Below are 15459 nucleotides of genomic sequence, written 5' to 3' on the forward strand. Positions count from 1 at the left end.
GTGCTCTCAGCGGGCCAGCGACGGGTCACCTTCAATCCCCGCTACGCGGGCCTGAACGGCACACCGGTGAGCTTCTCGGTGGTTAACGAGCTGGTTCCTACAACCAATCCAGGACCCTACACGCTGGATTTGTACACCGACAACCCCATCATCGGTTTACGAGCGGTTCAGAGCGGGGTAAGTGCTAGTTTCAGCTATGGCTGGCTGGCAGCCTGCAACCCGGGTGCCCGGCTGGGCACGGGTTCAGAAGTACCCCTGAGGGTCACCGTATTGGGCAACCCGGTGGCAGGTGAAACGGTGTCCGTGGAGGTGCGGGGTGCCGAAGGACAAGCCCTGTCACTATCGGTAATCGATGCGCTTGGCCACCAGGTAAGTGAGCAGTCGGTTGGTCGGGCTGGGGTGGTGGAGCGGCAGACGCTCAGACTGGGCCAAACCCCGGCGGGCGTGCTACTGCTGCGGGTGAGCACATCCACCCAAAGCCAGACGCTCAAGCTGTTCAAAGCGGAATAACAATTATCTTCGACAGACTGGTTTACAAAAGAAGCCGCGTTCCTGCCAGGGAGCGCGGCTTCTTTTGTGATTCGGAGGATTTCGTGAACAATTTTCTGTGGTGGCTGCTAGTTAGACAAACCATTCATTGACAGCAAAATAACGAGTTCATTAACTTGCACTCTCTACCCATTTATTGCCCGAAAATGGCCGGTTGAGTAGGAGGGGAGCCTGTACGGAAATAAATACAGATGTCAAATAAGGGAAACGCTACTCAACCTATACTATAAGCCTTTAAAAGGGATTTCGAGCTACTTCTTGTCTAAATACCGCTAAGAAGCACTGTGCTGGATAAATCATTGGTATTTCAGTACATCACAATTGCTCGCTCTTCAAAGCTACCCAGTTGTTGAGCCGCGAATGATGAGTTCGGTTTGAAGCACGATGTTTTCTGTGGCCATGCCTCCTTTATTATCGGTCAGTTGGTTTAGCAGGAGTTGGGCCGCCTGCCGACCAATTTCATCGACGGGCTGGGCTACGGTGGTCAGGCCCGGCTCAATCAGCATGGAGGCCGGGTCGTTACTGAACCCCACTACCGCTACGTCATCCGGGATGCGAAAACCCCGGCTTTTTAACACCTTCATGGCTTCGATAGCTGTCGGGTCATTCATGGCGAATAACGCATCTGGCGGGTCGGGTAAATTCATCAGGTGACTGACGTAAATTTTGGCTTTGTCCAGATTGAGGTCGTAGGAAATAATCAACTCATTGTTGATGGGCAGGCCGTGTTGTTGCAGGGCATCCCGGTAGCCATTCAGGCGGTTTCGGCTGTTCTGAAGCGAATCTGGACCGGCCAAGTGGGCAATTCGTTTCTTTCCGGTAGCAATTAGGTGTTCAACCGCCCGGAATGCCCCATCGTAATCATCGACCGTTACCTTCGATACGGCCATGTCCTCACAAACCCGGTTAAAAAAGACCACCGGCACGTGTCGGCGTTCAAACACCCGGAAATGGTCGAAGTTACGGGTCTCTTTCGTATGCGAGACAATCAGCCCGTCGACCCGGCTGGCCAGTAACGCCTGGGCATTGGTCACCTCCGTCGCATACGACTCATTGGAGTGGCAGATAATAACATTATAGCCCGCTTCGGCCAGCACGACCTGCGCCCCAATGATGACTTTGGGAAAGAAAAAACTCAAAAATTCCGGTATCATAATCCCAACCGTGCGCGTCCGGCTGGTCAGCAGCGAAATGGCCAACTGATTACGCTGATAATCCAGCGACTCGGCCAGCTCGAGTACCCGCTGCCGGGTATCGGCATTCACGTGGGGGTGGTTCGTTAAGGCCCGCGAAACCGTTGATTTCGACAAGCCTAACTGCCGGGCAATATCAATAATGGTGGTCTGGTGATGGGTCATATAAATTGTATTTTTCCTTAAAACGAGGATGCGCAGTAATCCGTATCGCTCTAAAGTTCTCATTTTATTGGGAACATTCCCAAGTCTCATTGGGAATGTTCCCAATGAAAAAATTAAATTTTACCTTGACAAAAGTCTTTTTAATGATGAGATTCAATTATAACACTGGTAAAAACAGCTAAAAACCAGAATTTGGGCCATTTATCTGCTTTTGTTACCAGAGTGCTGGTGATGCTTACTATTGACAGTGAAATTTAACTATTCCAATAATAACCTTATGAAAAGAGCAATACGTTTCCTTACTTATCTGGGTGTACTCGTATCCCTTGCAGTTACTACCGTCAGGGCGCAGACCAACTCAGTCAGCGGTCGCGTTACCGGGTCGGACAATGCGGCCCTGCCCGGTGTTAGTGTGGTAGTGAAAGGTACGCAACGCGGCACCACGACCAATGCCAATGGTCAGTACACCTTACCCGGCACGTCGGCAGGAGCCACACTTACGTTTTCATTCATTGGCTACGCATCGCAGGATGTTGCCGTGGGCAATGGCTCGATTGTTAACGTGACGCTGCAAGCCGACGACCGCTCCCTCAGCGAAGTGGTGGTGGTGGGCTACGGTACCCAACGTAAGATTGAAACGACCGGCTCCATCGCTTCCATCAAATCCTCGGACTTGGTGCAGACACCCGTGGTGAACGTGGCGCAGGGGATTCAGGCGCGGGTGGCGGGCGTGCAGGTCGTGCAGAATTCCGGTGCGCCGGGTGGCAACGTCAGCGTCCGCATCCGGGGTACCAACTCCATCAACGGCACTTCGGAGCCGCTTTACATTGTCGATGGGATTCAAATCAGCAATAGCGGGGGCGTTTCGGACATCAGCCCGCTGTCGACCATCAACCCAAATGATATCGAGAGCGTGGAAGTCCTGAAAGATGCCTCGGCAACGGCTATTTACGGGTCGCGGGCGGCCAACGGGGTAGTGTTGATTACGACCAAACGCGGCAAAACGGGCGTTACCCGCGTCAGCTACGATGGCTACTACGGGGTGCAAAGCGTTCGCAAAAAACTGGACGTACTCAATGCGGCTCAGTTTGCCCAGCTCGACAATGAGGTATTCAAGAACAACTACTATCCCGACCCGGCTAGCTTAGGGCAGGGTACCAACTGGCAGGAGTTGATTTTTCGGCAGGCTCCCATTCAAAATCACCAGTTGAGCATCAACGGCGGCTCTGAAAAAACGCAGCTCGCGCTGTCGGCCAACTACTTCAGTCAGGACGGTATTGTGATTAATTCCGGCTTCAAACGGTATTCGCTCCGGCTCAACCTCGACCACCGCATCAGCGAACGAATCAAGGTTGGCACGAGTATCCTGGGTAGCTACACCGACAGTAAAAACGTACCCTACGGTTCCACCAGCCTTGGCGATGGACCCGCCATTACGACCAGCATTCTGGGCGCGGCCCTTGGCGCACCTCCCACGCTGCTGCCCTACCGGCCCGATGGTAGTTTGTTTCCGTTTGGCGAACAGGCCGCCGGGCAGTACCGCGAAGTAACCAACCCGTTGGGGCTGGCTGCCGTTCAAAACCAGTTTGGCCTCCAGCGCATACTCGCCAATGTATACGGGGAAGTCAATTTGCTGAAAGGGCTGACCTACCGGGCTTCGTTCAACGTAGACCTGCAAAATAGTCTGCGCAACATTTATTCGCCCCGTTCGATTGTGGCCACGGGCGACCTGACCGATAATTCCGGCTCCGCGTCCAAACAAAACGCGAATAGTGCGCTGCTGCTGCACGAGAGCATTCTGACCTACGCAACGACCCTGACGGGTGCTCATTCACTCAAGTTTACGGGCGTTTTCGGCACCCAGAGCATCCGGGGCAATTATAATAACATCGATGCGAACGGCTTCCCCAACGATGCCACAACCAACGAAGCGGTACAGTTGGCCCTGGCCCGCACCGTGAGCAGCGGGCGCAGCAGCGAACGGCTCGACTCCTACCTGGGCCGGATTAACTACGGCTACAAAGACAGGTATTTTCTGGATTTGACGGCCCGCGCCGATGGGTCGAGTAAGTTTGGCGCCAACAACAAATACGGCTTCTTCCCGGCCATATCAGCCGCCTGGCGCATCATCGAAGAGCCGTTTCTGAAAAATCAGACCATTCTTTCCGACTTAAAACTGCGGGGAAGCTACGGCATAACGGGCAACGCAGGCGGCATTTCGCCCTACCAGTCCCTGGCTACGGTGGCGTCGGTGGGCAGTGATTATCAGTTTAATCACGTGTACCTGACAGGCATTAATCCTACCGGCATTGCCAACCCCGATTTGAAATGGGAACGCTCCACTCAGGCCGACATTGGGCTGGACATCAGCCTGTTCAACAACCGGCTGAGCTTGGTGGCTGATGTCTACAACAAAACCACCCGCGACCTGCTCTACATCCGAACCCTGCCCCTGTCGTCGGGCTACGGCAGCATTACGGGCAACTTTGCCGGGCTGCAAAATCGCGGGCTTGAACTGGCCCTGAACGCCCGGATTTTGCAGGGGCCGCTGAAATGGGACGTGAACGCCAACGTGACCATGAACCGCAATAAAGTCCTCGACCTCGACGGGGGCACCACGCAGGAGCGGTTCGTGACGACGTACAGTATTCTGAGCGTGGGCCAGCCGCTGGGTTTGTTCAAGACCTATGTTTTTGACGGTATCAACCAGACGGGCGAAACCATTCTACCGGGCTACGACGGGCGGCTGGGTGGCCATAAAATCAAGGACATCAACGGCGACGGGGTTATCAACTCCGCCGACCAGATTGTCACGGGCAACCCTAATCCTAAAGCCATTTTTGGGTTCTCGACCAATCTGGCTTGGAAAGGGTTCGATTTGGGCGTGTTCCTGTCGGGTTCCTACGGCAACGATATTTTCAACCAGGCCCGCTTTGCCTTCGAGACCCCGCTGGGCGGGCGTAACCTGCTGGCGGGCACGGCTAAACGCTGGTCGCCCACCAACCCGAATCAGGAATACGCCAGCGGGGCGCAGGGCGGACGGTTGCCGGTCAGTAACCGCTTCATCGAAGACGGTTCCTACGTGCGGGTCAAGAATCTGACGCTGGGCTACACGCTGCCGCGCTTTAAGGGAGTCGACCGGATTCGGGTGTACGTCAGTGGTAACAACTTGCTCACGTTCACCAAATACACCGGTTTCGACCCGGAGGTGAACACCTACGCGGGCAGCAACACCGTCATCGGCATCGACAACTTAGTTTATCCCCCCGCCCGGTCGGTGCTGGGTGGTTTGCAGGTCACGTTCTAATCAGCCCGCTAGTACGCACTCATTCGCTGGTTCACCCAATTATCCGTCAATCAAATGAAAAAAATTAGCTTATTTATATGCCTTGCTTTGGGCTTTTCGTCCTGTAAATTAGACGAAACCGTTTACTCGTCGATTTACACCGAGAACTTCTACAAAACGGCTTCCGATGCCGAAAAAGGGCTGATTGCCGTGTATGACCCCATTGCCGACATGGCCGTTGGTCCGGCCCTCACGCTCGTCAGCGACCTCAGTGCCGACCAGACGTACCCACGCGCCGTAGTGGGCCGCAACACGCTGACGCTGTTTACTTACGACCCCAATTATACCACGCAGAAAACCGCCGGTCGGGTCTCTGAATCTCCCCAGCAAATCTGGCTATCCTGCTACGACGGCATCGAAAAGGCCAACCGGATTATCGAAAAGGTGCCGGGTGCCAACATGGACCCCGTCCGGCAGAAGCAGATTATTGGCGAAGCGTATTTTTTGCGGGCCTTCTACCACTGGATGCTTACTAAAAACTTCGGCGACATACCCGTCAAGACCACAGCGAGCACGACCATCGCCGAAGCCATCGTGACCAAAAGTTCCCGCACCGACGTGTACAAGCAGATTTACGCCGACCTTGACCTGGCCGTCGCTGCCGGATTGGTATCGGGACCGGGTATCGAAAAGGGCCGCCCCTCGCGCGAAGCCGTTTCTGCCCTCTACGCCAAAGTGGCACTGTACAACGAAGACTGGAGCCGGGCCTTGCAGCAATCACAGGCTGTTATCAATTCGGGAAAGTATTCGCTCATGCCCGACGTTCGCGACGTGTACCGCTACGATAAGGAAGACGCAGCCCGCGTTGAAAATATCTGGGCGTTTGAGTCCGAGGGCGGGTTTTCGCCCAGCCGGGGCGGGCAGATAACGAGTCTGCTGGGGCCAGCCTCCAGTGCCGGACCGGAATATTCGCGCTCGTCGTTTGGGTCGATGTTTGCCTACCAGTCGTTTTTCGATTCGTTCAGTCCGCAGGATCTGCGTCGGCAACTGCTGGACACGACCTACGTCAACAAAGCGGGAGCACGGGTGCCGCAACGGAGCATCACGCCGATTACGACGCAGGCCGTGCTGGTCAAAAAATACCAGGACCCCATCTCGACCATCGGCAATACGTCCAATATCCCGATTCTTCGTCTGCCCGATGCCTACCTGATTGCTGCCGAAGCCGAAGCCCGCGCCAACGGCTCAACGGCGGTGGCATACGGCTACATCAACACCATTCGAAAGCGGGCGGGCCTAGCCAATCTCCAAGCGGGTCTGAGTAAAGATGCCTTCATTGCCGCCGTGTTGCAGGAGCGGTCGTGGGAGTTTTTCGCCGAAGGCGACCGCTGGTACGACCTCACCCGCACCAACACGTTTTTGCCGGTCATTCCGAAGTCGGTTAACAGCGTGTATCCCGTACGAACCCCAACGGCTAAGAATCGCTATTTTCCTATCCCACAGGATGAACTGAACGCCAACCCGCAGATGCAGCAAAATCCCGACTGGCAGTAAACAAGACATTACGTATGCACTATTTTCTTTATTTCGTTTTGATTTTCCTGTGTTCTGTCTGCCCAATTCAGGCGCAGCCGGGCCGGGCGTTGTCCCTGCAAAACGAGCGGGTGCGCCTGGTCTGGCAACAAACGCCGAACGGCTGGCAGCTTCAGCGCGTCGCCGGACGGACGGGGAAAAACTGGCTGCCGCTGGGCAAGCCATCGGGTGAGTACACGTTGCTGTACACTGCCGAAAAACCGTCCGGTACACCCGATACAACGTTTCGCAGCATCACCGGCGATGTGTTTCCGGGACCGGCCTATCACTATCAGCAAACGCAGTGGGCCGATGCGACCAGTCCCGTTTCGCTGAACAAAGCCGGACGGGCTATCCAGTTCTTTCCTAAAACGGGCACACAAACGGGAACGAACAAACTGCGCTTCCGGCAGGAGACCGACGTGGCGACCATCACCACCGACTGGTCGTTCGACCCGGCTTTTCCAACCGATGTGCTTGTCACCCAAACACTAACCGCGACCAAAGCCGGGTATTTTTCGGCTGCCAGCCCGACGCTGGCTACCGTACCCGAGGCTAATCTGGCCTGGGCTACCGTGCCGGGCTATTTTCAGGGCAATCACATCCAGAAAAACTTCGCGCTGGCCTACGCCTACGGACACGGCATCCCGGACCTGCCCGCCCTGTACCGCGAACGTTGCGCCAGTACCCTTAGTCCGTTGGTCAGTACGAAAGCTGGCTTAACCTTATCGGTCATTCCTGCTCTTGGTCTGGGCCGCGACCCTTGGGCAAAAGACCACAGTACCCAAACGGACTGGCATATTGGTCTGTCGCACAAAAACCGCCGTTCTGACCTTAGCCCGACATTGTATTACCCTGTTTTGGGTGAACCAAAATCAGTTCTGAAACCGGGTGACACTGTATCGTTTACGTTTCACTACAGCCTGACCAATGGCGACTGGTTTTCGGCCATCAACCACGCGGCCAACGACGTGTACGGGTTTGGTAAATCGCTGGCTCTGCGGCAGAACAAACAATCGCTGACCAGCCGGGTGGAGCAGATGCACCACTACCTCACCAACCCTAAAACCTCGCTGTGGAACGTGGAGGAATTTGAGGGGATGAAGATTGGGGCGCAGTCGTACCTCGGTGGCGTGGTTGGTTCCAACAAAGACGCGATGAAAAACTCGGACTACGGGGCCATGTGGATGCTGGCGCGGGCCACAGGCGACACGTTACTGACCCAAAACGTACTACCCTACGCCCTGAATTTCAAACTGGCGCAACAGGACACCGACGATGATTTTTTTAAGGGAGCCGTGGAGGGACAGTACTATTTAGCCAAATCCAAAAAGTTCGTGGAGGAGTGGGGCGAAGTAGTTGAACCCATCGCCCTGACTTATTACACCATGCTCGACATCGGGAATATGCTACTCTTTGAACCCGACAACGCCGAACTCAAAACCCGGCTGCGACTCGGTGCCGACCGGCTGCTGGCCTGGCAGAAACCGGGGGGCAACTGGGCGGTGGCTTACGACAAAAAAACGGATAAGGAAGCATTCTTAGACATTCAGGACCTGCGCCCCACGTTCTACGGCCTGCTGGTGGCCTACCGGATTCTACATGACCCGAAGTACCTGACAGTTGCCCGCAAAGGAGCCAACTGGTTTATCACAAACGCGGTCGAAACCGGCAGTTTCCTCGGCGTGTGTGGCGATGCCCGCTACGCCCCCGATTTCGCGACGGGGCAGTCGGCGCAGGCATTGCTGGATTTATATGACCTGACCCACGACGACCGCTACAAAACAGCCGCCATCGAAGCCGCCAAAATATACACGACATCCATTTACACGCACCCCATTGCCGACCACGAACAGAAAACAGTCAATGGCCGACCGCGCCAGGATTGGGAAATTTCGCAGTCGGGACTGAGCTTTGAACACGGCGGTATTTTCGGCTCGGCCAACCGGGCGGGACCAATTCAGTTGGCCAGTCATGCGGGTATGTTCATCCGACTTTATGGCCTGACGAAGGAGCCCCTGTTTGCTGATATGGCGCGGGCGGCTGCTATCGGTCGCCACGCCTTTGTGGACTCGGCTACCAGCGTAGCCTCGTACTATTGGAACACGATGAATAAAGGAGCCGGACCATACCCGCACCATGCGTGGTGGCAAATCGGCTGGATAACCGACTACCTGATGGCTGAAGCCGAACTACGGTCGGGTGGTGAGGTGGTGTTTCCGCGTGGGTTCGTTACGCCCAAAGTGGGACCACACCAGACGTATGGGTTCGCGCCCGGCAGCATCTACGGCCAACCAGCCGACCTGATTATCCGCGAGGGCATAGTAACGCCCGACAACCCGAACATCGAATACATCACGGCTCAGTCGCTGGATAAGAAAAAGCTGTTTGTGGTGCTGATGAACAACCGCGCTCAGGCCACCACCGCGACGGTTAAACTGCAACCGGATTTAATTCGGGCGGGGCGTGGTCAGTGGAAAAGGCTGACCAACGGGAAAGCGATTGAATTGACGCAGCCAGGCCTGACGCTGCCGCCGTTTGGGATTGAGGTTTGGGAATTCGACTGGCAGTAATCGTTTGCAGAAGCTATGAACACGACCACGATTGATACCGCTGTTATCGTCATTTTCTCGGCTTTTGTGCTGGGTATTGGGCTGTTGTTTGCCCGGACGGGGCGTAACATGAAATCATTTTTTGCCGGGGGCGAAGCAGTCCCCTGGTTCATTGGCGGCCTGTCGCTGTTCATGAGTTTTTTCTCGGCCAGTACGTTCGTGGCCTGGGGCAGCATCGCCTACAAATACGGCTGGGTGGCCGTCACCATTCAGTGGACGATGTGCGCCGGGGCGCTGGTTACGGGGTTATGGCTGGCCCCGCGCTGGAAAAAAACCGGCGTCCTTACCGCTGCCGAATACATCCGGCAACGGCTGGGGCTGCCGGTTCAGAAAACGTATATCTTCATTTTTACCCTCGTCAGCGTCTTCATCAAAGGGTCGGTGCTTTATCCGGTGGGCAAGCTGGTGAGCGTCTCGCTGGGTCTGCCGCTGGTACCCACCACCATCGGGCTCGGTATATTCATGATCGCCTATACCTCCGTGGGCGGGCTTTGGGCGGTGATGGTCACCGATATTCTCCAGTTTGTGGTGCTCTCGGCGGCCGTGTGTATCCTGCTTCCGCTGGCCTTCGATCAGGTGGGGGGCATAGCCGGTTTTACGGCCAAAGCACCCGACGATTTTTTCAACCTGCTCAACGGCGAATATAGCATTGGGTTCATGCTCGCTTTTTTCGTGTATCAGGTGGCTTATATTGGTGGTAACTGGACGTTTGTGCAGCGCTACACCAGCGTCGATAGTCCGAAATCGGCCCGGAAAGTGGCGTTCCTGTTTGCGGGACTTTACCTCGTCAGTCCCATTATCTGGATGCTGCCGCCCATGATATACAAGACCATCAACCCGGCGCTGGTGGGTCTCGATACCGAAAACGCCTACCTCGAAATCTGCCGACTGGTGCTACCGCCGGGGCTGCTGGGCCTGATGCTGACGGGTATGTATTTCTCAACCTCAGCCAGTGCTAATACCACCCTCAACGTGGTGTCGGCGGTATTTACCAACGATATTTACAAAGGGCTGATGAACCCTACCGCCACCGACAAACAACTAATTCGGGTGGCGCGGCTATCCTCCTGGGGCTTCGGGATCGGTATGATTGTGATCGCCTTACTGGTGCCCTACATCGGTGGCATCGTAGAGGTGGTACTCACCATTGGGGCCGTAACGGGTGGCCCGCTACTGGCCCCGCCCATCTGGGCGCTCTTCTCAAAACGCCTGACCGGCCGCACGACACTACGTATCACCCTGATAACGCTGTCGCTGAATCTGTTTGGTAAGATTATTTTACCGCTGGCAATGGGCATTAAACTCAGCCGGGCCGAAGAGATAGTCATTGGCGTTGGGATGCCAGTATTGCTGCTGGCCCTGACCGAGTGGCTGGCATCGCGCAACCGGTCCGACAGCCCCGATTATCTCGCCTACGAAATTATCCGTGCAGAAGCGCCCATAAGTACCGTGCAGGAGCAGGCCGATGAAGCCGACGAGGTGAACCGTCAAAATCAGTTTGGTCTGCGCGTTATAGCCGTCTCGCTGGTGGTTACGGCCCTGATTCTGGGGGCACTAAGTATACTGACTACGCAGGGAGCCGGGGTGACCGCACTGTTAGCCGGCATTGTGCTGGTAACGGCCATTATTCCCTGGCGGGCCGCTTCTAAACTAACGCCCGTTGCAAAGCCGGTAGAAGCAGTCAAACTACCCATCCGTTGAACGTACCGGGATTCAATCAACCCTAAAAAAACAACATGATTAACCGTCTTATTCTCTTCTTTTTGCTGATACCCCTTTCATTGTCAGCGCAATACAGCATCCGCGAGCCGAATGCGATCCTGCTGCACGGCGAATGGCGGTTTGCCCTCGACCCCGTCGACGCGGGCGTACGGGGCAACTGGTTTCGGGAAGATGCCCCGCTGAATCGATGGGAAAAGGTGACTGTGCCGCACTGCTTCTCGGTTGACCCCCGCTTTCAGTTTTACACCGGAACAGCCTGGTATCGCCGGACTTTTCCGTGTCAACCCAGAGCGGGGAAACGCGTCATGCTGCATTTCGATGCGGCCTATTACGAAACGACCGTCTGGATAAACAGCCAGAAAGTTGGAACGCACGAAGGGGGCTATACACCCTTTCAGTTCGACATTACGGACTACCTGAAAACAGAAAGCGGTGCCTTGAACGCCATTGCCATTTCGGTGAATAACAACACCTGGAAAACGACGACCATACCGGGTGCAAAGGATAATAACCTGCCCGAATCGTTTCCGGGATGGCTCAACTACGGCGGCCTTATCCGGCCCGTTTACCTGACCATTGAGCCGGAGGTGTACGTCGAAAACATCAAGACCAATGCTGCGCCGGATCTGGTAAAAGGAACGGCTATAGTAAACGTAAAAGTCAGGGTACGTAATGCGGGAAAGCAGGCAGTAACCCCAACGCTTGCTGTTTGGGTAGCGCAAAATGGTAAACCCATTACACTTACCTGGAAGCAACAGACGGGTTCAATAGCCGCTGGCCAAACGACCGTGCTGGACGCTGAAACGGCTCTTAAAGCCGCCGACGTAAAACTGTGGAGCCTCGACCAGCCGACCCTCTATGAAGTGCAGGTGATTGCCGCGACCGACACCGTTCGAACGCATTTCGGCATTCGGAAAGTGGAGGTTCGCAACGCGCAACTGCTGCTGAACGGGCAGCCCATCAGAGTAGCCGGAGGAAACCGCGTGGTGGATTATGCGGGCCTGGGTTCGCTGGAGCCCGATTGGGTGGTGGAGAAAGATATGCGCCTGATGAAAGAAGCGGGCATGGAGCTGCACCGGCTCACCCACTATACCCCGGCTGAAACCGTGTACGATTGGGCCGACCGCAACGGGATGCTGATCATCAGCGAAGCGGGGAACTGGCAGCTGACACCCCGGCAGATGGACAACGACACCATGCGCACCAAATTCCGGCAGCAGTTTCGCGAGATGGCCGAACGCGACTGGAATCACCCCAGTGTCATTGCTTATAGCGTGGGTAACGAATACCTGTCTGAGCAACCGGCGGGTCAGCGGTGGACAAAAGACATGATCGCCTACGCCCGCGAACTCGACCCAACCCGCCTGTACACCTTCGCGTCGATGCGGCTCAATGGTCTGCCAAAAAAACCTGAAGATGAAGCCAGTCAGTACTGCGATTTTATCTCGACCAATACCTACGGCAACCACGCTAATGTGCTGAAACACATTCACGCGCTCTATCCTGACAAACCCATTTTTATCAGTGAATATGGTACGCGGGCGGATGGGAAAGATGGCGAAGCGGGGCAGGTGACGCACCTCGACAAATTTCTGACCGATATTCGGCAACTGCCCTATGTAGTGGGCGCGTCGTGGTGGTCATTCAATGATTACCTGAGCCGGCACGACGGCACCAACCCGGATGGCACCCGCCCGTGGGGCCTCGTTCGGGGTGATCGCTCGAAACGCCCGCTGTACAAAGCGCATCAGAGCGGGATGGCACCGCTCACCGTAGAAAAAATAAGCTGGACAGCTGGCAATGAAGGCGTTCACACGCTGCGGGTACGGATAACTGCGCGTGCCGACTTTCCGGCTTATGCCCTCCACCAGTACCAGCTCAATACCACTTTTCAACAGATACGTATTCCCGATTTACAGCCCGGCCAACACGTTGACATTGACCTGACTGTGCGCGGTTTTGAGCAACGGTTACCGATCGACATCAGCAAACCGACGGGCTTTACGGTATTTACTCAAACGATTGACTTAACGAATGATACGCGAACAGGCAACTGATAAACGTCCACTTCGGACGGTGCGGCATGAGGCCGATTTACTGGTAATTGGCGGGGGGCTTTCTGGTGTGTGCTGCGCCATTACGGCTGCCCGGGCCGGTATTCGGGTGGTGCTGGTGCAGGACCGGCCCGTGCTGGGCGGCAACTCGTCAAGCGAGGTACGTCTGTGGGTGCTGGGCGCCACTTCACACATGGGCAACAACAACCGCTGGGCGCGGGAAGGGGGCGTTATCGACGAGCTGCTGCTAGAAAATCTCTACCGTAACCCGGAAGGCAATCCCCTGATTTTTGACACTATACTGCTCGAAAAAGTAGTTACCGAACCCAGCATTACCCTGCTGCTCAATACGGCAGTATTTAACGTTAAAATGGCGGGTAAAACTACGGGTCGAATTGAGTCGGTGCAGGCGTTTTGCGCGCAGAATAGCACGATCTACGAACTGGCGGCTCCTCTGTTCTGCGATGCCTCGGGCGATGGTATCGTTGCGTTTCAGGCCGGGGCGGCCTTTCGGATGGGGGCCGAATCGATGGAGGAGTTTGGTGAAAAATTTGCTCCCTCGGCCGATTACGGGGAGTTGCTGGGCCACTCGCTGTATTTCTACACCAAAGACACCGGCAAGCCCGTACGGTATGTACCGCCCGCTTATGCGCTGGCAGATATCACCCAGATTCCGCGTTTTCGATCGTTCAATACCAGCGATTACGGCTGTCGGCTGTGGTGGCTGGAGTATGGCGGTCGGCACGATACTGTACATGATACCGAAACCATTAAGTGGGAGCTCTGGAAAGTCGTGTATGGTGCCTGGAACCACATCAAAAACTCGGGAAACTTCCCCGAAGCGGCCAACCTGACGCTGGAATGGGTAGGTCATATTCCCGGAAAGCGCGAAAGCCGCCGGTTTGAGGGCGATTACATGCTCACCCAACAGGATGTGGTGGAACAGCGGCACCAGGTCGATGCCGTGGCGTTTGGCGGCTGGAGCATCGACCTGCACCCGGCTGATGGCGTTTTTTCGGAAAAGCCCGGCTGTAATCAGTGGCATAGCAAAGGCATTTATTCGCTGCCGTTTCGGAGTTTCTACAGCCGTAATGTATCGAACCTGTTTCTGGCCGGACGCATTATCTCGGCTTCGCACGTGGCCTTTGGCTCGTCGCGGGTGATGGGAACGAGCGCACATGGCGGGCAGGCCGTGGGGATGGCCGCAGCCCTTTGCGCCCAACAAGGCTTATTACCCCGCGACATCACGGCTAAGCCACAACGGATAAACGAACTGCAACAGGCATTACTCAAAACAGGTCAGCACATTCCCGGTCTCCGGCTTCGCGACGGGCAGGACCTGACCCATCAGGCCACACTGTCGGTGTCGAGCGAGTTGGTTCTGACCGAACTGCCGCCCAGTGGCCCGATGATTGCTCTTGGGCATTCGGCCGGGCAGATGCTCCCGCTTACGACTGGACCGGTTCCGCAGTTTACGTTTTGGGTGGTGGCTGCTCAGGACACGACCTTGACGGTTGAGTTTCGGGTAAGCAGTAAACCCCAAAACCACACGCCCGATCAAACCCTTGACCGGCGCGAAATTCAACTGAGTAAAGGCAAACAGCCCATTAAGCTGGCCTTTACCGAGTCCATGCCCTATGACGGCTACGCCTTTATTTGTTTCCTGAAAAATGAACAGGTGTCGGTTCAATGCAGCGAGCTGCGGGTGTCGGGCATCGTGTCGGTTTTCAACAAAACCAATCCGGCCGTGTCGAACTACGGCAAGCAGGAACCGACCGACGATATCGGCGTAGAAGCGTTTGAGTTCTGGACACCCGACCGACGGCCCCAAGGCCATAACCTGGCCGTTCAGATTGAACCCGGCATTCGGATGTTCAACCCAGAAAATGTACGAAACGGTCTTCAACGGCCTACCAACATACCCAACGCCTGGGTGGCTCATCCCAACGACCCGCAGCCCACCCTGACCCTAACGTGGTCCGAACCGAAACGGGTTCGGGAGGTGGTGATGAGTTTCGATACTGATTTCGACCACCCGCTCGAATCGGTGCTGATGACCCACCCCGAAACAACCACCCCGTTCTGTATCCGCGATCTGGTGGTTTGCAACGATCAGCAGCAGCGGGTGTATGAACTGACTGGCAACCACCAGAGTCGCCATACGATTCGCTTTGCCCAGCCAGTCAACACAAGCAGTCTGAGCATCCACCTGAACGCCGTGAATGGCGCAGTGCCCCCGTCGCTGATGGAGATTCGCTGTTACGAATAAGCAACGAAAAGATAGGTACCTACACTAAGATTTTTAC

General features: G+C 55.6%; 8 protein-coding genes. 7 read left to right on the forward strand and 1 reads right to left on the reverse strand.

Translation table 11 applies throughout. The features are described 5' to 3' along the window. Positions 1-510, forward strand: a 510-nt coding sequence (locus tag B157_RS36245; protein ID WP_157618321.1) for a T9SS type A sorting domain-containing protein, incomplete at its 5' end; no start/stop codon positions are given. A 377-nt stretch (positions 511-887) separates the two neighbouring features. Here the strand turns inward: B157_RS36245 and B157_RS0129900 are convergent. Next, on the reverse strand, positions 888-1907 hold the full coding sequence (locus B157_RS0129900) for a LacI family DNA-binding transcriptional regulator (protein ID WP_020606982.1): 1020 nt from the start codon (positions 1905-1907) through the stop codon (positions 888-890). Between the two features lie 277 nt (positions 1908-2184). Here B157_RS0129900 and B157_RS0129905 point away from each other — a divergent pair, with 277 nt between their 5' ends. The 6 genes from B157_RS0129905 to B157_RS0129930 are packed head-to-tail and all read left to right on the forward strand — an operon-like array spanning position 2185 to position 15422. Continuing rightward, entirely contained in the window at positions 2185-5214 is a 3030-nt protein-coding gene (locus B157_RS0129905) for a SusC/RagA family TonB-linked outer membrane protein (RefSeq protein ID WP_020606983.1), read from the forward strand. 54 nt (positions 5215-5268) lie between these two features. Beyond that, on the forward strand, positions 5269-6747 hold the full coding sequence (locus B157_RS0129910; protein ID WP_020606984.1) for a RagB/SusD family nutrient uptake outer membrane protein: 1479 nt from the start codon (positions 5269-5271) through the stop codon (positions 6745-6747). A gap of 14 nt (positions 6748-6761) precedes the next feature. After that, positions 6762-9338: a hypothetical protein gene (locus B157_RS0129915; protein ID WP_020606985.1), complete on the forward strand. Its 2577-nt coding sequence runs from the start codon at positions 6762-6764 to the stop codon at positions 9336-9338. A gap of 15 nt (positions 9339-9353) precedes the next feature. After that, complete coding sequence (locus B157_RS0129920; protein WP_020606986.1) at positions 9354-11078, forward strand: sodium:solute symporter family protein; 1725 nt, start codon at positions 9354-9356, stop codon at positions 11076-11078. 35 nt (positions 11079-11113) lie between these two features. Continuing rightward, a complete protein-coding gene (locus tag B157_RS0129925; RefSeq protein WP_020606987.1) occupies positions 11114-13156 on the forward strand; it encodes a glycoside hydrolase family 2 protein in 2043 nt (680 codons plus the stop codon). After that, positions 13134-15422 (forward strand): FAD-dependent oxidoreductase, encoded by a 2289-nt coding sequence (locus tag B157_RS0129930; protein WP_020606988.1) that lies wholly within the window; start codon positions 13134-13136, stop codon positions 15420-15422. The genes B157_RS0129925 and B157_RS0129930 overlap by 23 nt, the downstream gene beginning before the upstream one ends. Positions 15423-15459: the final 37 nt, after the last annotated feature.

This window comes from Spirosoma spitsbergense DSM 19989 (assembly GCF_000374085.1).
GTDB lineage: Bacteria > Bacteroidota > Bacteroidia > Cytophagales > Spirosomataceae > Spirosoma > Spirosoma spitsbergense.